The following is a 21,054-nucleotide window of genomic DNA, read 5'->3' on the forward strand; positions in this document are numbered from 1 at the left end:
GCTTCTCCGCGGCGATCTCCGCGGGGTACGCGACCGACATGGATTTCTACCTCGAGATGAACAGCCATCTGAATGCGGCGGGGCAGGGGGGCACCGCCTCGATGGCGGCCAATGCGCCGACCATCCTCTGGGGCGGCATCTCGCAGGTCACCGACTGGAACGGCAACGTCATCGACTACTCGGTGTCGTCGGCGTCGGGCTTCAACTACGCGCTGTCGGCGGCCTTGTCGCCGGCGCCCGAACCGTCGACCTGGGCGCTGCTGATCGCCGGCGTCGCGGCGCTGGGCCTGCGGGCCCGTTCGATCTCGCGGATGCGGCGCGGCGAGGTCGGTCCGGCGTCCAGCATCGTCTGAACCCGGCCCTCGGCCTGCGCGACCAGCGGCTCGATCAACGCCGCTTCCGGCAGGTTCGCCCAGTAGCGGCGCGGCATCTCGCGTTCCATCATCGCGACCTTCAGCCGCGCCGGGTTGAAGATGCTGCGGTAGTAGGTGAGCCAGAGCTCGGCCCCGGCGTCCGGCGGCGGCGCGTCCTCGCGCCGGCCGCCGGGACCGGTCTGCAGCGTCGCGCCGTCCCACGACACCGAGCAGCGCGGCGACAGGATCGCCCATCGCAGGTTGGCGAAGCGCCGCGCGAAGAACGGCGCGGCGGCCTCGAGCGTGTGGTGCGTCGGCTCGAACCACGCGACCAGGCGCTCGCCATCGGCGTCCTGGACCGGCACGAAGCGGACGAACGCATGGGTCTTGTGGATCTCGTGCCGGACCTCGCGTTCGAGCCGCTCCGCGCGGCGGCGGTCAGCGTCCAGCGTGTCGCGCCAGTAGCCGGGCTCGGTCTTCAGGCGGAACAGCATCCGGTACAGCAGCGTGAAGCGCTGAGGCTCGGTGTGGAGCAGGGCGGTGCGACACAGTGACAGGAATGCGGCCGGCACGGTGAACGCGACCGGCGAGGACCCGGCCTGCGCTTCCTGCTGAAGCGGTAGCTCGGCGAGGGCGGGCCCGTTCTCGTGAGCCTCCTCTCCCCACAGGCCATCCGACTCGTGGCCCGTGGTCCAGACGACATCGGAGGGCGGGATGCCGAGCGCCATCAGCCTCTTCGCTGCCTGGCGGAAGCCATCGAGATCGATGGGGCCGTCGAGCTGGACGCGGACCATCAGAACAAGCCCATCTGCATGGGCATCGGCATTGCGGGGAAGGTCGTCGGATCGGTGAGATCCGTTGGCGATGCGGAACGCGCGGCCAAGGACGTCGTGGCCGTCAACATCGCTCCGGGTCTGTGCCCATCGACGATCACGAACGGCAGCACCTTGCGGGCCGGCACCTTCAGCTGCTTGAGATCCTCGGCGCGCAGGCGGCGGACGCGGCGCGCGACGATCAGCTTGTCGACCGAGCCGACGCCCAGTCCCGGCACACGCAGCAGCATCTCGCGTGGCGCCACGTTGAGGTCGACGGGGAAACGTTCCGGATGCGCCAGCGCCCACGCGTGCTTGGGATCGACGTCGAGCCGCAGCAGGCCGGTGCCGTCGTCGACGATCTCCTCGTGGTCGAAACCGTAGAAACGCATCAGCCAGTCGGCCTGGTAGAGCCGATGCTCGCGCACCAGCGGCGGCGCCTTCAGCGGCAGCGCCTGCGCGGCGTCGGGGATGGGACTGAAGGCCGAGTAGTACACGCGCCGCATCCGGAAGCGGACATAGAGCGCTGCGCTGCTGCGCAGGATGCTGCGGTCGTCGCTCGCATCGGCGCCGACGATCATCTGCGTGCTCTGGCCGGCGGGCGCGAAACGCGGCGGGCGCGCCGGCCGTGCGGTCGCGCCCGGCATCACGCGGATGGGCACCGCGGCCGAGGCCTTGTGCGCTTCCTTCGCATCGTCGATGTGCAGCCGCAGGCGGCCCATGGACCGGTGGATGGCGGCGGTGTCCTTTTCAGGCGCCAGCTCCTTCAGGCCTTCATCGGTCGGCAGCTCGACGTTGATGCTGAGCCGGTCGGCATACCGGCCGGCGCGCTGCAGCAGTTCCTCGCTGGCATCGGGGATGGTCTTCAGATGGATGTAGCCGCGGAAGTCGTGCTCCTCGCGCAGCACCTGCGCGACGCGCACGACCTGCTCCATCGTGAAGTCCGGGCTCTTGATGATCCCGCTGCTGAGGAAGAGGCCTTCGATGGTGTTGCGGCGGTAGAAGTCGAGGGTCAGTGCGACCACTTCCTCGACGCTGAACTTCGCGCGCGGCACGTTGCTCGACGACCGGTTCACGCAGTACAGGCAGTCGTACTGGCAATGGTTGGTGAGCAGGATCTTCAGCAGCGAGATGCAGCGGCCATCGGGTGCGTAGCTGTGGCAGATGCCCATGCCTTCGGTCGAGCCGATGCCGCTCCCGCCGCGGGAGTCGCGCGGGTCGGTGCCGCTGGAGGCGCAGGACGCGTCGTACTTTGCGGCGTCGGCCAGGATGGCGAGCTTGCGGGAGAGGTCCATGAACTGCCGGGGGGATTGAATACTGTATGAATATACAGCTTCATCGGCAGATGCCCGTCAGTTGCCGGGTGAGATGTCCGCTGCGTCCGTGCGGGTTTGCCACGTCCCCCGCATCGCGCGCGTCGCCAGTCCGGTGAGGCGCTTCATGACGCCCTCCAGCGCCACCGCGAGCCCGACGCTCGCGATGACCGCCGGCACATACACGACGAAGGTCCATGCCTGCGACGGGCCGAGCAGCGCGCGATAGAGCGCGACCGTGCCCAGCACGACGAACATGTGGCTCAGGTAGAGCTCGTAGCTGAGCCGTCCCATCCGGGCGAGCCAGTTCAAGGCGCCATGCGGGGAGGGCACCAGCGCGCGGAATGCGATCAGCATCGCGCCGGTGCCCACGCACAGGCCATACATGCCGCTCTTGAAGAGATGGCGGTGGACGAGGTCCCCCCACCCGATCACCAGCAGCACGCAGAAGCCGCCGAAGAGCGCGAGCGCCCGCGCATCACGCGGGCCTGGCCGCCAGCGCTGCGCGACCAGCGCGGTCAGCACGCCCCAGGCGATGGCGGACATGCCAGGCAGATAGGCCTTCTCCCACCAGACCTCGTCGCTCACGGGCACGAGGGCGCGCAAGGGCAGCAGGCTGAGCGCCAGCGCGGCGAGGACGACGATGAGCAGCGGGCGCGGCAGCGCCAGGCACAGCAGCGGAAAGGAGACGTAGAAGACTTCCTCGATCGACAGCGACCACAGCACGTCCCACGCGGCCGGTGCCCAGCCGGTCCGGCCCTCGTACCAGTTGAAGGTGAAGGTGAGCGCCGAACCCAGCAGGCCGCCCAGCGATTGCGCCGATGAGGGCGCGAAGTCCGGGACATCGAGCGCGGCGAGCAGCGTCAACACGCTCAGCACGACCAGCAGCAGCGGCACGATGCGACGCGCGCGGGCGAGGTAGAAGGCGCCCAGGTCGACACGCCGCAGATCGCCGTGCCGCTCGAGGAGTCGCGTCGTGATCAGGAATCCCGAGATCACGAAGAACATGAACACGGCTTCGTAGCCGTTGAAGCTGACGGCGTCGATGAGCCGCTTGGGGATCCACGGGCCGAGCAGGCTGGGCGCGAGCGGCAGCCGGAACGGCAGCGCCAGGTGGTGCACGACCACCAGCAGGATGGCCACACCGCGCAGGCAGTCGATGGCGAAGTTGCGTGGAGGGCGGAGAGACATGCGTGGAATTCGGCTCGGCAGGACGGGACGCCGCGCATGTTAGCGGCGTCCCGCGTCGAGTCACCGGGGATTCGCGCGGCCCGTGGGCAGAAGCGCCAGCTTGCGGATCAAAGAGGAGTCGCGAATACCGAAGCGTTCCACCACCTGGTCGACAGGCACACCCGCCCGGACGGCGGGCGCGGCCACCTCGTTGAACGACAGAATTTCCATTTGCCGGACAACGGCGTTGCATTCGTTGTCCGACCCGATGCCGAACTCTTGCTGGACTTTGCGACAGCTTTCTCCGGAGAGGATGCGCTGTCGGGCCGTGCGCTCGAACACGAGCTGTTCCATCAGCTCGAGAAATTCGCGGTCCTGGATGTCGTTGCGATAGGCGATATGGCCGACATGGGCCCCCGGGCTCAGCAGGGCCGTCCGCACTTCCTGTTGCCCGGACCAGCGTGCCAGTCGACGGACTTCGAACAGGTTCTTGATGCCGAAACGCCCTGCCACTTCCAAGGGCGCTTCACCAGCGCTGACGCAGTCTCCCGCAGCGTGGCAGATCGCGAGTGTGTGAAGCGTGTGGTGACTGTCGTACCCTTGAAGTTCAAAACGCTCGATCGCCTGCTGGACGGTGTCGCCCGCCCGGATCATGTCCCCCGCCGCATGGTCGACGAAGAACGCTTCAAGGGTGGAGGTGCTTGGATACCCCACCAAGCCCTGGTCTTTCACGAGATCCCTCACATCGCAGCCAGCCTTGGCCTGATTCAACAAACGCATCGCGGCGAATTGTTCCAACACCTCGCAGGCGCAATGGTCGTGACTGAGCCGATGTTCCGACACGACTTTGCGCACCGGTTCGCCTTGCCGGATCTTCTCGACTGCCGCAAGCACATTCGCCAGATCGACATCCTTGAAACAGGCTTCACAGACTGTCCGGATATCTTCATCCGCCGTAATGGCTTCCACGAAGTCGGAATGCTGCAGGACGCGCATCAGACGGCGCAAGTGATCCGTCTCCGCCGTTCTGGGCAACCTGGCGGAGGCCGCATCGAGTGACTCCAACATGAGGCTCACTTCACCGGGTAACACTTGGAGGTGAGCGATGGTCCTTGCCGCCGCAATGAGGGGCCACTGCCGATGGCGGACATCCAGAGTGGCACTGACCGCGAGCTTCCTTTCGAGCTCCGGCCACGTCTTCGTCTCCGATATCTCTGCCGCCAGTTGTTTCGCGAGAAGAACTCCCTCCATGGCCGCATTGATGCGGGCGGAGCCGGCCATCTTCAACGCCATCAGATCGCTGTGGGCCATGCTGCCCCCGATCTTCTCCAGGAGCTCAGGCGGCATGTCGTTCAGCGTGGGACGCCCGCTCTGCGCATCCCCTGATTCAGCAGCGTCCGGTGATCCTTCGGCGCTCGACGCCGCGAGGTCGAAGGGAGACATCGCGGTCAGGCTGTCAGTATGGGTTTGAATGAGCACGTGTCGGTTTTCGTTTCTATTCGTTGATCGAACGTCATTGCTGGAATTCCAGAAACGGCGAAGGAGTCGATATGTAGAAACGACGGAGCCGTGGGTTCACGTGAAAACTGGAGGGGACGTTGAGGCGCAGAAAAGCGAAAGGGCGCCGAAGCGCCCCTATCGCATGCGGTCAAGGACCAGTCACTTCAGCTGATCCGCCTTCGCCTTCAGCGTGACGGCCTTCTGGCGTTCCAGCTTGGCGAGCTCGTTGTCCGGGTCGAGCTGCAGCACGCTGTCCCAGCCCTTGATCGCGCCGGCCAGATCCTGCTTGGCGAACGCGGTGCGCGCCGTCAGCGTGGCCTTGGCGATCTGCTTCTTGCGGACGGCCTCGATCTTGGCGCCGGCGCCCGGCTGATCGGCGGCCTCGGCGCGGCGGTATTCCTCCAGCGCCTTGTCGAAGCGGCCCGCGCGGTCGTGCGCATCGCCGGCGCGCATGGCCTTCTCGCCGGGCGTGAGTTCCGGCGGCGGAGGCGGCGGGGGAGGCGCAGCCGGCGTCGGGGCTGCGGCGACCGTCGTCGTGGCGGGCGGCGTCTGGGCCTGTGCGGCAGCGGCCGCTGCGGCAGCCGCTGCGGCGGCCGCCTTCGGATCCGGCTTGGACGAGGGACGCGGATACAGCGGGCCCGCCGGCGGCTTGCCGGGGATGCGCAGCACCTGGCCGCCCGACACCTGGCGCGGCACGCGGATGTCGTTGTAGCGGGCCAGGATGTAGAACGAGTAGATGTCGCCCATGAAGCGGCCTGCGATCCGCGACAGCGTGTCGCTGGACTGCACCGTGTAGGCGAAGGATTCGCGGCCCAGCTGCTGCACCGGATCGACCGTGATCTGGCGCATCAGGTTGTTGGCCAGCTTGTTGGCGGGATCCAGCTGCAGCGCGCGCTGCAGCTCGTTGCGGGCCTGGTCTTCCTGGCCGGCCTCCAGCAGCTCGATCGCCTGCATGGCGGTCTTCTGCGACAGCGCCTGCTCGGCCGCGGTCGGCGGCACGGGCTCAGGCGGAGGCGGGGGCGGCGGCGGTGCCGTCACCACCGGATCCACCGGCGGCGGAGGCGGGGGCGCGGGTGTGACGCAGGCCGCGAGCGCCAGGCTCAGCAGCAGGGCCGTACCGGCCGCCAGGGGGGAATGACCACGACCCCGCGCCGCTTGCGCGGTCGGGGTCAGGGGATTCGGAGCATCGGAACGGAAGGTGGTCGACATCGGCATCACGTCGGGATTCGAGCGGGGTGGAGTATGAAACAGCGACAAGCCCCTCTCAGGTGACTTTCGTTCATTGAAGCGGAGCCATTGTCACGCAAACATCCCATGCCAGTCTCCCGAGGTCCCAAAGGCAGCCACATGACCCTCACCCTGCGCGCGGTGTCGCTCAACGACCTGCCCCTGACGCAGCCCATCACCGCGCGCTTCGACGCCACCGGGGGAACCATCGGTCGCGCCGACAACAACACCATGGCGCTGCCGGACCCGGAGCGCCACATCTCGCGCCAGCAGGCCGAGATCAGCGCCGAAGCCGGCGGCTATGTCATCCGCAACGTCGGCAGCGCCAACCCCATCACCGTCGCCGGCCAGCCCGTGGGCCAGGGCCAGGCCGTGCCGTTGCGTCATCTGGACATGGTCCGGATCGGCGGCTACCTGCTGGAAGTCCAGAGCGAGGCCGGCGCCGACAACGGCGCCACGGTCATCCGCCGCGCGCCCGACCTGAGCCGGCCCGTGACGCAGGGACCGGCTATCGCCGCGGCCCCGTCGCCGGCCGCCTTGTCCAGCTCCAACCCGTTCGCCGACCTGTTCGGCGGCACGTCGCCGCCGCCCGACGTCTTCAACGCCTCGCCGTCGCCGGCGCCGCACGTCTCCGCCTTCGCGGCCCCGCCCGTGCAGGCGCCGCCGCCCGCGTCGGCCGGTCCGATGATGCTGCCCGACGACTTCGATCCGTTCGCGCCGCCGCCGTCGCGGGCCGCGCCGGTGTCGTCGCCCTTGTCGCCCTCGTCATCGTCTTCCTCGTCGATGTCCGGCGGTGCCTCGTCCTTCGATCCGTTCGGCGGGCTCGATCTGGCGCCGCCGCCCGCGCCGGCCCTGCCGCCGGCGCGCAACGACGACCTGGGCTTCGGCGGTGCCTTCGCCGACCTCGTGCCGGGCGACAACAACCGGTCGCTGGACGACCTCTTCGGCCTGCAGCCCGGTGGCAGCGATCCGCTGGCCGGCTTCATGGCCGGCGCGTCCAAGCCCGGCGATGCGCTGCGCGACACGGTGGCCTCGGATCCGCTGGCGCTGTTCGGCGCCGCCGCCCCCGCGACGAACACCGAGCCTCAGACCCCCGCGCTACCGGACCACACCCCGGCGCTGAACTCGGCCTTCCGGCCGCCGGAGATCCGGACGCCGCCGCCGGTTCAACCGGTTCAACCGGTTCAGCCACCCGTGGCCGCCCTCCCGCCAGCGGTCGTCGCGCCGGTCATGCCGCCCGTGACGGCCCCGGTCGCGGCGCCCGTGATGCCGCCTGTGGCGCCGCCGCCGCTGGCGGTCGTCCCGCCGCCGTACATGCCGCCCGCTTATGTGCCGCCGCCCGCGCCGACGGTGGCCGCCGCGCCGACGGCCCCAGCGGCTCCGGGCCAGGCGGCCGACACCGCCGCGCTCTGGCAGGCTTTCTGCGAGGGCGCGGGCATCCGCATGGCCGCGCCGCCGCAAGGCTTGAACCCGGATCTGATGCGCGTCATCGGCTCCCTGCTGAACGCCTCCGTCGACGGCGCGTTGCGCATGATGGCCGTGCGCGCCGCGACGAAACACGAGCTGCGCGCGCAGGTGACCGTCATCCGCTCGCGCGAGAACAACCCGCTGAAGTTCTCGCCCGATGCGCAGTCGGCGCTCGAGCAGCTGCTCCAGCCGCCGGTGCGGGGATTCCTGCCCGGTCCCGCGGCGATGCAGGACGCGATGCGCGACCTGGTCGGCCACACGATCGGCACGATGGCCGGCACGCGCGCCGCGTTGGAGGGCGTGCTGACGCGCTTCCAGCCCAAGGCGCTGGAGGCCAAGCTCACGAGCCGGTCGGTGCTGGACAGCGTCCTGGCGATGAACCGCAAGGCCAAGCTCTGGGAGCTCTACCTGCAGCATTTCGAGTCCATCAAGGACGAGGCGCAGGAGGACTTCCACACGCTGTTCGGCAAGGCCTTCCTGGAGGCCTATGAAGACCAGCTCGAGCGCCTGAGCCAGCATGGGCAGAGCGCGTCCGCGTCTTCGCCGTCACCACAACAACAAGCACAGCAGAGCGGGGCTTGAGCCCCGCCACTTGTCCTACACGTCGTTCATACCATGCTCAAGATCAGGGTTGCCGCCTGCAGCGAACAAGGCGCGCGCAACAACAACGAGGACGCCATCGTGGCGCACGAGAACGGCCCCGGCTGGTATGCCGTGCTGGCCGACGGCGCCGGCGGCCACCGCAACGGGGCCGAGGCCGCGCGCCGGGCCGTGCACCGCATGCAGACCAGCCTGGGCGACGCGACGCTGCCGTGGCGCCCGGAGCTGCTCACCGGCGCGGTGCTGGCCGCGCACGACGACGTGCGTCGCGGCGTCGAAGGCACCGGCCGCGACCGCATGCACACGACGCTGGTCGCGCTGTGCGTCGACGCGCAGCGCAACTTCGCGCTGTGGACGCACGTGGGCGACTCGCGCCTGTACCGCATCCGCGGCGGGCAGATCGACACGATCACGCAGGACGACAGCGTCGTGCAGATGCTGATCGAGGCCGGCCTCCTGACGCCCGAGCAGGCGGAAGACCACCCGCACAAGAACCACCTCGTGGCCGCGCTCGGCATCGAGGACGACCTGAACCCGCACACCACCTCGCCGCAGCCGCTGCAGGACGGGGACGTCTTCCTGCTGTGCAGCGACGGCTGGTGGGGCAGCGCGGGCGACACCCTGATCCACGACACGCTGGGTGCCGCCGGGTCGCCGGACGACTGGCTGGCGGCGATGCGCGGGGTGATCGAGGAACGGCGGCTGCCGGATCAGGACAACTTCAGCGCGATCGCGCTGTGGGTGGGCGAACCGGTGCTGGCCTCCGTGGCGCAGACGCCCACGGACGAAGCGGGCAGCGCAGCGCAGGAGTCGACGGTCGACTCCGGCCCGATCCCGCTGGAAGAGGAAGAAGAGGACGACTCGACGCGGCGCATGCCGCTCTGAGTCTCGGCGCGGCTTCAGGTCGCTCGCGCGCGTTTCGTGGGTTTCGTGGGTTTCGTCGATTTTTCGGGCTTGGCGCGCTTCGTCGCGCCATCGGGGTCAGATCTTGCCGCCGACCACTGCGTCGGCGACGCCACGAACGCGCTCAACCGCAGCGCGGTCCTCGACAACGCCGCCGCCGTCTCCAGGTTGCTCTGCGCGACCTGTTCCGCATCGGCCGTCGCGCGGCCGACGTCGGTCAGCGCGACCTCCAGCTGACGTCCGGCGCTGGACTGCTGGTGCGTGGCCATCTTGATCTCCTTGCTCGCGATGTCCGACGCGGCCACGCGCTCCGAGATCAGTGTGAACATGGCCTCCGCTTCCGAGAACAGCGATGAGTTCGCCGCCACCGCCTTCACGCCCGCTTCCGTCGACATGATGGTGGCGTTGGAGACGTTGCGGATCGAGTCCAGCTGCCGCCGGATGTCCACCGCGTCGGCGCGCACCTTCTCGGCCAGGCGGCGGATCTCGTCGGCGACCGCGCGGAAGCGTTCACCGGCATCGCCCGCGGCGTAGGCCTCGATGGTGGCGTTGATCGCGAGGATGTTGGTGCGCTCTGCCAGTTCCTCGATGGCGCCGAGCACGGTGGAGGCGCCCTGGACCTCCTTGCCCAGCGTCGTCATCTGCGTGACGACCATGTCGATCTGCTGGCTCAGCCCGACGGTGGCCTCGCGTGCGCGGGCCATCGCGTGGCTGCCGGCATTGGCGGCGCGGGTGCTGGCCGAGGCCATCTCCTCGACCTCGGTCGAGCGCTGCGCGATCTGGTTCGCGGCGGCCTGCACCTCGTGCATCGTGGCGGTGAGCTCGATGGCGGCGGAGGAGGTCTGCTTCGTCGCCGCGGCCTGCCGCAGCGAGGAGGCCTCGAGTTCCCGCGAGCGGTCCGCCACGTCGACGGCGGATGCGCCCACCATCTGCGTCAGGAGGCGCTGCAGCAGCAGACCGGTGACGGCGACGATCAGCAGGCCGAGCGCCGTGCCTCCGAGCCCCACGGCCTTGATCGTCCGCGTGGTGTCGCCCATCTCGGCCGAACGCGCCTCCAGGTGCCGGACCTCGTCCTGCTCCATGTCGTTGAAACGGGCGCGCAGCCGCTCCATGCGCTGACGGACCTGGTTGACCTTGGGGGACCGGGTGACCTCTTCCAGCGTCATCGTCTGGCGGTCGGCGATGCGTTCACGGAACAGCACGAGGAGCGCCGAGATGTCCTTCTCCGTGTTGTCCAGGTCCACGGCGCGCGCCCGCCAGGCGGGCGTCACGCGGATCTCGGCCATGTCGGCGTTGACCTCGGCGGTCGACTTGTCGAGCGCCGTCAGATAGCCCGGGTCCTTGGTCAGCATGAAACCGCGCTGCGCCGCTTCGGCCTCGGCCACGTCGTTCAGCAGCTCGGCCAGGATGCGCAGGCCCTGGTGGCTCTGCGTCACGCCGGCGGCGGCCGACTCCATCAGGTAGGCGCTCCGCATGGCGACGGCGCCGACGCCGCACAGCACCGCCGCGGCCAGCAGGAATCCCAGCGCGAGGCTGTGTCCGAAGGTCTTCATGTGCGTGTTCTCCCTGGGACGCAATGTCGCACAGGTGGCGCCGCAGGTCTCGTGCCTTCCATGTGGGGGGTGGACGAGGCGCGGTCTTCAGGGCTTAGGCAAACCCATCTGCGGGCAAATCCAGATTGACGCGCTACCGGTGCTCGCCGCCAATCCATGCGGATATCGCAGAACGGAAGGCTGGTTCAGTCATCGATAGACCGCATCAAGGAGGTGGGATGGAGATTTCCCTTGTCGATCCGATCGAATGGGCGCGTAGTCATCCCGAGATGTTCTTCGGGACAGACGCAGTCGAACCCGTTCACTTGCTTTGGTACTTGTTGGGCGACGTCATTGAACTGGGGAGAGGAACTTGCGTCGTCTTCCAGGAAGGTGAGTGGACGGTCGTCGGGAGCGACGTGGACTGGCTGCAGCATGATCAGTACGCGCCGGAGGAACTGTTCGCCCACGTGGTGGCCGAGCCGAAACGCGGCGTTCATTCGATGAGAGGGGAGATCCTCGTCGGCGCCTTCGCACGACACATCTCCCTGGGGCTCGAAGGCAAGCTACACAGGATCGTTGGCGAGCTGCCACCCAAGCAAGTGCAGGATCGCGCGAGCCAACTCCATCAGGCCATCTTCTTCTCATTGCCCCCGCCGTAGATCCGGCGGCGACATCAGCCCGCCTTCTTCTCCAGCATCGCCGCGAACGCCTCCACGTACGGCAAGCCCGGCCCCCAGCGCATGTGGACCGGCTGCCCGGGCTCCGGGTTGGGCGACCACACCGTGCAACCGGCCAGGCGTTCCAGCAGTTCACCCGCCGCCAGCATCGGCACCGCCGCGGTGAGCAGGCTCGCCGGGGCGGTGTAGGTCACCCACTGCACCGCGTTCTCCGGCGCGGGCAAGGTCGCCGCGTGGCTGGAAGGCCAGGGCGGCGCGGCGGCCAGCGCCGCCTCCAGCGAGTTCACCGTCGCCGTGTCGTCCAGCGTGCGCATCGCCGCGTTGGCCAGCACCGTGTACCAGCGGTCCAGGTGATCCAGCCCGGCGCGGTCCACCGGCGGCTGCGCGCGCGGCTGCGCGATCACCAGCGGGAAGTAGCGCCCGACGTTGTCGCAGCTGGCCATCAGCACGCCGAACCACCACTTCATGTCGACCACGCCCGGCGCCCACGCGAAGCGCAGCACCGGCGCGGTCAGGTAGGTGTCGAGCCAGCGGGGACCGAGCGTCTTCGGCAGGTCCTGCATCATTCCGGACAGCCACGCGTCGCAATGCTGCACGCAGTGCTGCGGTAGGCGCCGCTGGGCGAAGTCGCCCAGTGCGGCGACCTTGCCGTACCAGCCGGGGACGGCGTCGCCGGCGGTGTTCAGTGCTTCGGGCAGCGCGCTCATGATCGGGCTCTCCTGATGTGGCTCACAGACCGCCCGGGCAGCGGAACTCGTTGAGTTCCTGCAGGCGGAACGGATTGCGGACGCTGCTGGCGGTGACCTCGAAGACCGCCTTGCGGCCTTCGATCTCGAAGGTGGCCTTGAAGCGCTCCGGCGCGGCGGTCTTCTCGATCTTGACGCGGTCGAAGAGCCGGAACAGCGCCCACGGGCCGTCGTTGACCAGACCCGACGAACCGCTCGCGCTGACCGGGCTCAGCTGCACCCGCACCTGCGAGCTGCCGCGCGGTCCCGGCCACTGCACCGAGGTCGGGATCTGCGGACCGTGGCTGTAGCGCACGATCTGGCCGTCCACGTCCAGGATGAACTGCTGGATCGTGGTGTCCATCTCGATGGGCTTGAAGTCCAGCCGCAGCGACGGCGCGTTGCTGCCGGGGAAGAAGGTCTCCTTGATCGCCTGCGCGCGCTGGAACTGCGGCAGCGTGCCGCTGTCCCCGCCCAGCGGCGTGCCCTCGACCGCGCGGAACTTCCACGGCCGCGTCGTCGTGTCCACGTAGGGCGCGAGCTTCTGCTGGAAGAGCTGGTCGATCTTGCCGCCCGGTCCGAACAGCATCGCGAAGTCCGCCTGCGTGGCGTCGCGCGGCGAGTTGCGGTCCAGCGGATAACGTCCGGCCACGGCCTGGTTGCAGAACTCGCCGACCTGCGAGCGCACCTCCATGCCGAGGTTCTGGCGCATCGCGCCCTGCGACACGCGGGCGCTGCTGCTGCCCAGGTCGTCGAGCATGGTGCGCAGCGGCTCGGGGCTCATCGCGGCGGCGGCCTTCAGGCGCGTGGGCACCGGCGACGGCGGCGGGGCGCTGCCGCCCTTGAGCGCGGAGTCGGCCGCCGTCAGCATGATGTTGGCCTCGGCGATCAGGCCGACCGTCTCGTCCAGCGGCGCCTTGCCGCCGCCCGGTGGGGCCGTGACCATGCTGCGCAGGCCGACGAAGCGCTCGTCGACGATGTTCTCGATGCGCGGTGCGTTCGGGTCCGCGGCGTTCGGCTGGCCGGGCTTGTTCGAGAAGATGCCCGCCACCTTTTCGCGGGTCTGCTGGACCAGGTCCGCGGCACGGCGCTCGGCGTTCTCGATCGCGTTGCCGGGCTGCGCGAGCGTGGTCTCGCGCGAGGCCGCCCGCAGGAACGGACCCAGCGGGCTGTCCGGCGCGGACAGCATGCGCGAGCGCTCCACCGACTGCGGCACCGTGGCCATCGGCAGCAGCTTCACGCTGTTGAGGAAGGACTCCCAGGAGGCCGCGTAGTCGTTGAGGTAGAGCCGGCGCACGTCGTCGACCAGCGGCGCGTTGGCGCGCACGATCGCCGACGCGTCCTTGGGGGCGGCGGCGACGCCGAGCACCCAGGGCTCTTCCGCGGCGAGCTCGTCCGCGACCTGGCCGACCCGCGGCTGGAAGCCGCGCAGGTAGGCGTCACGGGTGAAGAAGCCCGGCACGCCCTGCGTCAGCGGCGCGCCGTTGGCCCGTGTGAACAGCAGCGGCGCGTTGTGGCCGCCGGCGCGCGCGACGGTGAAGTCGGGGTACTCGGTGCCCAGGCCTTGCGCCCGCAGCCGGTTGTAGATCCGCTGCGGCAGCGGCTGCGTCGCGAGCTGCGTGCGCACCGAGGTCAGCAGCGAGGCGTCCTCCGGCAGCGGCGAGGCGATGCCGCCCTGCGACAGCAACGCGTCCAGGTGGGCGCCGAGCGCCTCGCGCTGGTCCGGCGTGAGCTCGCGGCGCGTGCTCTCCCAGTCGCCCTCGATGTGCTGCTTCAGCGCCGGCGCGTCGAAGTGCTGCGGGTCGTGCAGCATCACGTAGGCCTTGAGCGCCTCGTACAGCGTGACGGGGGTGGCCGCGCCCTGGCGCAGCTGTTCCTCGATGCGCAGCACCAGCCGCGGCAGGACCGCGTCGCCCAGCATCCGCTGGTAGGCCGCGCGGGCCGCGCTGTCGAGCTTCTTGCCCTGGAAGAGGCCCAGCCGCATCGACCAGGGCACCTTGTCGTCGACCGCCGCCAACGCGCGCGTCGCTTGCAGCGCGGGCAGGATGGGCAGCAGGTCGGCGGAGGCGCGGTTGGGCGTCGCCTGCAGCAGCTCGCGGACTTGGTCCGCGCGCGCCGAGGTCTCTTCCAGGTACTTCTTGTTGTTGAAGTAGCTGACGGTCCAGGCCGTGAGCATGCCGATGCCCGCCACCGCGACGACCGCATAGCCCGCCAGTGCCATCGCGTTGCGTCGGCGCTCCCAGCCGCGGTGCGTGCCGCCCAGGCCGGCTTCGGCGAAGACGACCTCGTTGAGCAGCCGGTTCAGGAAGTAGCTGCGACCGCTGGCCTGGTTGGGCGCCTGCACCGCGTTCTCGATCTGGTAGCTGCGCGCGACCGAGCCGAGCACCCGGTCGATCGGCGTGCCTTCCTGCGTGCCGCTGACGAAGTAGACGCCGCGCAGCAGCGGCTGGGATTCGTAAGGGGAGGGCGCGAAGACGCCCTCGGCGAACTCGGCCAGCAGCGCGCGCAGGCTCGCGAACTGCGCCGGGAAACCGTAGATGCGCGCGCGGCGCTGCGGGTCGCGCTCGGCTTGCAGGCGGTCGATCAGGCCGTTCTGCAGGCGCTGCTCGAGGGCGTCGAACTCCGCGCCGTAGCCGGCCAGCGGCGAGGTGCTGTTGCGCGGGAAGGTGAAGCCCCAGGGCGCGGCGCGCTGGTCCTTGTCGACCGTCGCGAAGTAGTCCATGAAGCCCGACAGCAGGTCGGCCTTGGTGACCAGCAGGTAGACCGGGAAGCGGATGTCCAGGTCCTTCTGCAGCTCCTGCACGCGGGCGCGCACGGTGGCGGCATGCTGGGCGCGCTCCGACGGGCTGCGCGCGAGCAGGTCCGTCACCGAGACCGTCACCAGCGCGCCGTTGATCGGCTGGCGCGGACGCGAGCGGCGCAGCATCTGCAGGAAGCCGCTCCAGGTCGCCTTGTCGTTGGTGGGATCGCTGTCCTGCGTGGTGAAGCGGCCGGCGGTGTCGATCAGCACGGCGCGATCGGTGAACCACCAGTCGCAATGCCGCGTGCCGCCGACGCCGCGGATGGCGTGGTCGCCCATCTGGTCGGCCAGCGGGAAGTTCAGCCCGCTGTGGCGCAACGCCGTGGTCTTGCCCGAACCGGGCGCGCCGATGATCAGGTACCAGGGCAGTTCGTAGAGATAGCGGCCGCCGAAGCGCGAGCGCAGCTTCGCGCCGAAACCGGCCGAGCCCTCCGCGCCGAAGCGCGAGCGCTGCAGCATCTGCAGGGCCTGGCGGAAGCGTTCGCGCACGGCCAGCATGTCGGCGGTCTCGCGCTCGGGCGTGTCCGCGGCGGGCTGCTGCATCAGCTGGTTGACGACGGCGCTGTTGCCGCGCTTGGCGCGCCAGCGGCTCCACGCGATGCTCAGCGCGACGATCAGGACCAGCACGCCGATCGTGATCCAGCGCGAGCGCTCGGTGTCGAGCGGCCGGGCCTCGCCGACGGCCACCAGCGGACCGACGATCCAGATCAGCAGTGCGACCGCCAGCACGAGGACCGCCAGCAGCACCCAGCGGTTGAAAATCCATCCCAGGACGCGTTTCATCGGGAAGCTCCGCGCGCCGGCGCTTCGGGCGCGCGGCCATTGACCATCAGACTGACTTCGACGCGGCGGTTCAGCGCGCGGTTGGCCGGGGTGTCGTTGGGGGCGACCGGCTCGGCCTCGGCGCGGCCCTCGGCGCGGATGCGCTCGGGCGCGACGCGGCGCGCGATCAGCAGCTCGCGCACGGTGTTCGCGCGCTCTTCGGACAGGTGCCAGTTCGACGGGAAACGCGCCGTGCGGATCGGCGTGTTGTCGCTGTGGCCGGTCACCAGCACGGTGCCCTGGACCTGCGTCAGCGCATCGGCGATGCGCCCCATGAGCGCCTCGCGCTCCGGCACGATCGTCGCGCTGGCCGGCGCGAACAGGCCGTCGCCGCGGATGATGACGACGCTTCGGTCGACCTCGTCGCGCACGGTGACCAGGTTGGCCTTGATGTCCGATTGGAGGAACTGCGCCAGGCGCGGCTTGGCCGGCGGCGGCGGGGGCGCGACCACGGGCGGCGACAGTCGCAGTCCCTGGATCTGCCCGAAGACCGGATCGGAACGCTCCGCCAGCGACAGCGTCAGCGACAGGTACACGCCCACCAGCAGCAGCGCCGTGAGCGCGGCGGTCGCCGCCAGCGGCAGCCAGCCGATGTGGCGACGCTGGGTGATGGCCTCGACCTGCCAGTGCTGCGCCAGCGCGGCGGGGTAGTCGCCGCGCTGCTGCTTGAGGATCTGGGCGAGGCGGTCGCGCACCGCCTCCAGCTGGGCCGGACCGTTGTCGATCACGCGGTAACGACCGGCGAAACCCAGCGTCAGCGCGGCGTAGATCAGTTCGAGCAGATCGCGGTTGGCCTCGGGCTTCTCGGCCAGGCGGGCCATCAGCTGGAAGACCTTCTCACCGCCCCAGGTCTCGTTGTGGAACATCGACAGCAGGCTGTGCCGCGCCCAGACGCCGGAGCCGCCCCAGGGCGTGTCGGCGCAGGCCTCGTCGATCATCGTGCACAGCACGTAGCGCGTGGCCATGACGCGCTCCGGCGGGATGCCGGCGGCGGCGGCGCGGGCCGCGAAGTCGCGGATGCCCTGCGCCAGGTTGTTGCGCAGCACGGCCACGTCGTCGACGCGGCGCGTCCCGCGCAGTTGCGGCACCAGCAGCAGCAGCGGATTGGCCAGCGTCAGCAGCGGGTTCAGCCCGGCGGCCGGCGGCGCGGCATCGGGCTGCACGGAGTCGGGCGGTGGCGTGGCGCCGCGCGGCGCCTGGGCGCCGCCCGGACGGGGCTTGATGAAGGTGCGCTGATCGTCGAAGCCTGCGAACGGATCGTTGAGCGCGGAGGGGTCCATGCCGGCTCCCGGAGGTTACTGGTGTCTTGGATCGGTGGATGCGTGGGGCAGGGGCCCGGTGTCGCCGCGGACGGCGATCACTGACGGATGGCCCAGAGCTCCAGTTCCAGTCCGGGGAAATCGCCGGCCACGTGCAGCGCCAGACTGCCGCTGCGCTCGAGCTGCTTCCAGAGGTCGCCGCCGCGGTCCAGCTCGAAATAGTGGAAGCCCGCGTGGAACGGCAACTGGCGCGGCGCCACCGGCAGCGCGCGCATGCTGATGCCCGGCAACTGCAGGTTGACGAGGTCGCGGATGCGGTCCACCGGACCCAGCTTGGATTGCGCGGGGAAGCGCTGGCGCAGCTGTTCCGCGGCCACCTGCGCGTTGACCGCGATGACGAAGCTGGCGCTGCGCAGCAGGTCGGCGTCGGGGACGATGGCGGTGCGCACGCCGTGGGTGCGCTCGGTCAGGTCGATCTGCAGCGCGTTGCGCTCCAGCACGACGCTGAGCATGCGGCGCAGGTCCTCCAGCAGCGGGGCGAAACTGCCGCGCAGGTCGTCGTGGCGGTACAGCGGGTATTCGGACGCCAGGCGGCTGTCGCTGACGAAGGTGGCCATGTCGCCGGCCAGTTGCAGGCAGTCGCGGTGCAGCGTTTCCGGGTGCACGTGCGGGGACGCCGCATGTTGGCGGAACAGCGGGTCGGCGCGGTTCAGCGCCTGCAGCATCAGGAAGTCGGCGAGCTCGGACACGCCGTTGCCCAGCTGCCCCATGCGCGACGACAGCAGCTGCGCGCGCTGGCGCACGAGGCCGTGCAGCAGCGAGGCCATCGCGGACAGGTGGCCGCTGGCGTCGATGCGGGTCTGCGGCGGGATGTAGCTGCGGTCCAGCACCAGTTGCTGGTCGGCGCGGCGCTCCGCGATGCGGGCCACGCCCAGCGCGGCGTAGGCGTCGTTGAGTTCGCGGGCGGGCAGCAGGCGCAGCGTCAGCGCGCCGGTCTGCACGGGTTCAGGTTCGTCGCCGGCGCTGGTCTGGTCGCGCAGGTCCTGGTCGACGACGTGATAGCGGTGCAGTTCCCCTGCGTCATGACCGTTGAACGCGACCTGGTCCGTGCCCGGACGCGCGATCGGCGCCGCGAGGACGACCATGTCGCCCTTCAGGTCCGCCGGCACTTCCAGCGGCGCCATCGCGGCGTCCGCCTGCGGGATCTGGAAGGGCGTGCCGTCGGGCAGCACGCCGCTGGCGCGCACGATGCCCAGCCGGCCGACGCTCAGCAGCGCCTCGTCCAGCACGAGTTCGGTGAAGCCCCAGCCATGCGGCGCCAGCGCGCGGGCGCGGCTGTCCACCAGATGCTCGAGGTAACGGGTTTCCTGCTGAAAATGGTGAGGCAGCAGGAACATGCCCTGCGACCAGATGACCTTGCTGTGCCAGCTCACGGCAGCCTGACCGTGGCGCTGACGGACAGCTCGTCAGCCTGGATGAGGATCTCCTGCTTGCGGCCGACCACCACCGGCACGATCGCGCGCCAGCGCGCACGCTCCAGGTCGCGGTAGGCGGCGAAGACCGCGACGAAGCGCGTCTCGGGCGACAGCGTCTTCTTCGTCCACGGACGTGCTTCGCCGGGCTGCAGCGTCATCTCCTCGCGGGAAACGAGCTCGGTGCCCAGCTCGGTCTGGTCCTTCTGGTACAGGCTGACGAAGTCGGCGGAATTGAAGCCGACGTCCGATTTCAGCTCATACACCCGCACCAGCAGCGGGGAAGGCCGCTTGGTGACGCTCGGATTCACCTGGGCCGAGGCCTGGATGCTGCCCTTGGTCACCTCGGTGGGCTTGTCCGAACTGGAGAACGGGTTGATCTTGTCGAGGGACGAGCAGCCCCCCAGGGCGCCCAGGGCAAGCAACGCCCCCAAGGCCAGCGGGGCCGCGACAGCAGCCCTGCGAGTGAGGGAAAGGGTTCTTGGGTGTCCCGAACGCGGCGTGAGCATCTTGGCTGTCCTTCTTTACCGGAAGAAAGGATAGCCAGCGGGGGGCGCTCGGGGTGGTGACTTAGGTAATCGTCCCCCACAAGCCGCCGTCAGGCGGTGGCGCCGACTCTGAACTGGCTCACCAGCTTCGCCAGTTGCTGGGCCTGGCTGTTGAGGCTTTCGGCGGCGGCGGCGCTTTCCTCCACCAGCGCGGCGTTCTGCTGCGTGACCTGGTCCAGGTGGGTGACAGCGTCGCCGACCTGCTGGATGCCGCCGTTCTGCTCCTGCGTGGCGGCGGAGATCTCGCGGATCAGGGTGTCGACCTGGCCGACCTGCGCCACCACCCGCTGCATCACCTCGCCGGCGCTCTGCGCCTGACGGGCGCCCGTGTCCACGCGCTGGGTGCTGGCCTGGATCAGGTCCTTGATCTCCTTGGCCGCGCCGGCCGAGCGCTGCGCCAGCGCCCGCACCTCGGAAGCGACGACCGCGAAGCCGCGACCCTGCTCGCCGGCCCGGGCCGCCTCGACGGCGGCGTTCAGCGCCAGGATGTTGGTCTGGAAGGCGATGCCGTCGATCGTGCCGATGATGTCGCCGATGCGGCGCGAGGCGTCGCTGATGCCCTGCATGGTCTCGACCAGGGCGCTCACGGCGTGACCGCCTTCGCCGGCGGCACCGGACGCGTCGGCCGCCATGCGGCTGGCCTGGCCCGCGGACTGGGCGTTCTGCGCGACCGAGCTGGTCAGCTCTTCCATCGACGCGGCGGTCTGCTGCAGGCTGCTGGCCTGGGTCTCGGTGCGCGAACTCAGGTCCGCGTTCCCTTGGGCGATCTCCTTGGAGCCGTTGGCGATGCTCTCGCTGCTGTCGCGCACCTGGCCGACCAGGGTCCCCAGCTGTTCCACCATGCGGCCCATCGCGCGCAGCAGGTCGGCGGGTTCGTCGCGGCCTTCCGCGTGGATGCGGACGGTGAGGTCGCCGCTGGCGACGTCTTCGGTCGCGCGAACGGCCTGGGCAATCGGCGTGGTGATGGATCGCGTCACCTGCAGCGCCAGGGCGATGCCGATGGCCAGCGCCACGGCGACCACGGCCAGGGTCACGCGCAGGCCATTGGCGTAGGAGGCGGCGGCGTCCTTGGCGGCCTGGTCGCCGCCTTCCCGGTTGTAGCTCACGTCGGCGTCGACGGCCTTGGAGAGGGCGCTGAAGAGCGACGAGGAACTGCCGCCGGCCAGCTTGCGGGCCGCTTCATGTTGCGACTCTCCGCCGGCGACGGCACGCTGCAGTTCGGCATCGGCGCCGAGGTAGGCCTTCCATGCGTCCCGGATCTGGTCGTAGAGCTGTCGCTCCTTGTCGCCGGAGATGGAGGGCTCGTACGCGCCCGCGGCCTTGTCGAAGGCCAGCACCGACGCGTCATGCTGCTGGATCAGCTTGGCGCGGGCGCCGTCGTCGTTCTCCAGCGCACCGCGCAGCGACAGGCGGCGCGTCTCGTTGGCGGCGGCCTGCATGTCGGCCAGCTTGGCGACGCTGGGCAGCCAGTTGGTGTTCAGGTCCTGCACGTTGTCGTTGATGCGCGCCATCTGCTGGACGCCGAATGCCGCGATGAAACACAGCAGCACCAGCACGGCGGCGAAGGCCAGCGCCAGGCGCTTGCCGATGCGGAAGTTGCGGAGGATGGACATGGTCTTGACCGGGGGAGGCCGGGTGTTACGAGAGGTGTCCCCAGGTTGCGCCAGACACCCTTCAGAAACCTTGCTGTGAAGGACCCCTGAACGTGGGGTGAAGCCCTCGTCCCAACGTCCGGCGACTTGCCGCGCAGTCGTTCACACCGCCGGAGAAAGCCGTACGGCGCACGACCTGAACCCGAGGGCGGGACCGCTTCGCGGCAGCGCATCTCGTCGCAGGCGATCGTCTCCGCACTTGCCCGGGTATGACAACGT

General features: G+C 69.7%; 15 protein-coding genes and 1 pseudogene. 4 read left to right on the forward strand and 12 right to left on the reverse strand.

The annotated features are described in order from the left end of the window. Positions 1–101 precede the first annotated feature (101 nt). Positions 102–269 (forward strand): annotated as a pseudogene (locus ABE85_RS28850) (hypothetical protein); the annotation flags it as partial. On the opposite strand, the gene ABE85_RS26820 reads toward ABE85_RS28850, so the two are convergent. From ABE85_RS26820 to ABE85_RS06700, 5 genes are all read right to left on the reverse strand, one after another. Beyond that, entirely contained in the window at positions 206–1,147 is a 942-nt protein-coding gene (locus ABE85_RS26820; protein WP_082938386.1) for a TIGR03915 family putative DNA repair protein, read from the reverse strand. The pseudogene ABE85_RS28850 and the gene ABE85_RS26820 sit on opposite strands and share 64 nt — an antisense overlap. Then, complete coding sequence (locus ABE85_RS06685; protein ID WP_082938387.1) at positions 1,147–2,460, reverse strand: putative DNA modification/repair radical SAM protein; 1,314 nt, start codon at positions 2,458–2,460, stop codon at positions 1,147–1,149. Before ABE85_RS06685 ends, ABE85_RS26820 begins: the two co-directional genes overlap by 1 nt. Before the next feature lie 57 nt (positions 2,461–2,517). After that, positions 2,518–3,669, reverse strand: a complete 1,152-nt coding sequence (locus tag ABE85_RS06690; RefSeq protein WP_067271649.1) for an acyltransferase — start codon at positions 3,667–3,669, stop codon at positions 2,518–2,520. Positions 3,670–3,729: 60 nt separating this feature from the next. Next, positions 3,730–5,127 carry a hypothetical protein gene (locus tag ABE85_RS06695; RefSeq protein ID WP_067271652.1) on the reverse strand — a complete coding sequence of 466 codons (1,398 nt, stop codon included), beginning with the start codon at positions 5,125–5,127 and terminating at the stop codon, positions 3,730–3,732. 180 nt (positions 5,128–5,307) lie between these two features. Then, positions 5,308–6,357 (reverse strand): LysM peptidoglycan-binding domain-containing protein, encoded by a 1,050-nt coding sequence (locus tag ABE85_RS06700; RefSeq protein WP_157521994.1) that lies wholly within the window; start codon positions 6,355–6,357, stop codon positions 5,308–5,310. Positions 6,358–6,495: 138 nt separating this feature from the next. On the opposite strand from ABE85_RS06700, the gene tagH reads away from it, so the two are divergent. Further along, the gene (tagH, locus tag ABE85_RS06705) at positions 6,496–8,424 is read left to right on the forward strand and encodes a type VI secretion system-associated FHA domain protein TagH (RefSeq protein ID WP_067271658.1); all 1,929 of its coding nucleotides are present in this window, start codon (positions 6,496–6,498) and stop codon (positions 8,422–8,424) included. A 33-nt stretch (positions 8,425–8,457) separates the two neighbouring features. Beyond that, positions 8,458–9,327: a PP2C family serine/threonine-protein phosphatase gene (locus ABE85_RS06710; RefSeq protein ID WP_067271661.1), complete on the forward strand. Its 870-nt coding sequence runs from the start codon at positions 8,458–8,460 to the stop codon at positions 9,325–9,327. Between the two features lie 14 nt (positions 9,328–9,341). Here ABE85_RS06710 and ABE85_RS06715 read toward each other — a convergent pair whose 3' ends face one another. After that, complete coding sequence (locus ABE85_RS06715) at positions 9,342–10,898, reverse strand: methyl-accepting chemotaxis protein (RefSeq protein WP_067271664.1); 1,557 nt, start codon at positions 10,896–10,898, stop codon at positions 9,342–9,344. A gap of 218 nt (positions 10,899–11,116) precedes the next feature. Here ABE85_RS06715 and ABE85_RS06720 point away from each other — a divergent pair, with 218 nt between their 5' ends. Continuing rightward, positions 11,117–11,539: a hypothetical protein gene (locus ABE85_RS06720; RefSeq protein ID WP_067271667.1), complete on the forward strand. Its 423-nt coding sequence runs from the start codon at positions 11,117–11,119 to the stop codon at positions 11,537–11,539. A 14-nt stretch (positions 11,540–11,553) separates the two neighbouring features. Here ABE85_RS06720 and tagF read toward each other — a convergent pair whose 3' ends face one another. From tagF to ABE85_RS06750, 6 genes are all read right to left on the reverse strand, one after another. Next, the gene (tagF, locus tag ABE85_RS06725; RefSeq protein ID WP_067271671.1) at positions 11,554–12,264 is read right to left on the reverse strand and encodes a type VI secretion system-associated protein TagF; all 711 of its coding nucleotides are present in this window, start codon (positions 12,262–12,264) and stop codon (positions 11,554–11,556) included. Positions 12,265–12,286: 22 nt separating this feature from the next. Beyond that, complete coding sequence (tssM, locus tag ABE85_RS06730) at positions 12,287–15,865, reverse strand: type VI secretion system membrane subunit TssM (protein ID WP_067271673.1); 3,579 nt, start codon at positions 15,863–15,865, stop codon at positions 12,287–12,289. Beyond that, positions 15,862–17,184 (reverse strand): DotU family type VI secretion system protein, encoded by a 1,323-nt coding sequence (locus ABE85_RS06735; RefSeq protein ID WP_067271676.1) that lies wholly within the window; start codon positions 17,182–17,184, stop codon positions 15,862–15,864. The genes tssM and ABE85_RS06735 overlap by 4 nt, the downstream gene beginning before the upstream one ends. Positions 17,185–17,261: 77 nt before the next feature. Then, a complete protein-coding gene (gene tssK / locus ABE85_RS06740; protein WP_067271679.1) occupies positions 17,262–18,596 on the reverse strand; it encodes a type VI secretion system baseplate subunit TssK in 1,335 nt (444 codons plus the stop codon). Then, entirely contained in the window at positions 18,593–19,069 is a 477-nt protein-coding gene (gene tssJ / locus ABE85_RS06745; protein WP_067271681.1) for a type VI secretion system lipoprotein TssJ, read from the reverse strand. The genes tssK and tssJ overlap by 4 nt, the downstream gene beginning before the upstream one ends. 164 nt (positions 19,070–19,233) lie before the next feature. After that, positions 19,234–20,796 (reverse strand): methyl-accepting chemotaxis protein, encoded by a 1,563-nt coding sequence (locus tag ABE85_RS06750; RefSeq protein WP_231993245.1) that lies wholly within the window; start codon positions 20,794–20,796, stop codon positions 19,234–19,236. Positions 20,797–21,054 lie beyond the last annotated feature (258 nt).

Source organism: Mitsuaria sp. 7 (assembly GCF_001653795.1).
Taxonomy (GTDB): domain Bacteria; phylum Pseudomonadota; class Gammaproteobacteria; order Burkholderiales; family Burkholderiaceae_C; genus Roseateles.